The organism is Arthrobacter sp. RT-1, assembly GCF_003367205.1.
In the GTDB taxonomy this organism is placed as follows: domain Bacteria; phylum Actinomycetota; class Actinomycetes; order Actinomycetales; family Micrococcaceae; genus Arthrobacter.
The window spans coordinates 379-812 of record NZ_QRGQ01000046.1 but is presented as its reverse complement, the minus strand read 5'-3'; the positions used below and the strand labels follow the sequence as shown (position 1 = coordinate 812).

The following is a 434-nucleotide window of genomic DNA, read 5'->3' as shown; positions in this document are numbered from 1 at the left end:
GTGGCCTAACCCCTTGTGGGAGGGAGCTGTCGAAGGTGGGACTGGCGATTGGGACTAAGTCGTAACAAGGTAGCCGTACCGGAAGGTGCGGCTGGATCACCTCCTTTCTAAGGAGCACCTACAAATCACTGTCTGCCGCGTATGTGGTGGCGGGGGTTTGTCAGGAGTACAGCCCGTTGCGCAGACGATTGTTCTGCGGCGGGTGCTCATGGGTGGAATATCAACAAATAGGTGCCTGGTGGCACGGACCGGCTTGTGAGTACGGACGCTCTTTCTTTCCTTCGGGAATGTGAGTGTCCTGGAAAGCGGCTGGGTCGTTGCTGGCGGGTAGTGTTTGGCACACTGTTGGGTCCTGAGACAACAGGACCGGTTCTCTTCTGTGAGGGAGGGTTCTGGTACTTGTGTGTTTCTGGTTTCCTGGCTGCACCGATCAT

1 rRNA gene is annotated in these 434 nt (G+C 56.7%); it reads left to right on the top strand.

What is annotated here, in order from left to right:
• Positions 1–107: ribosomal RNA gene (locus tag DXK94_RS20275) — 16S ribosomal RNA — on the top strand; the annotation flags it as partial.
• Between the last annotated feature and the right edge of the window lie 327 nt (positions 108–434).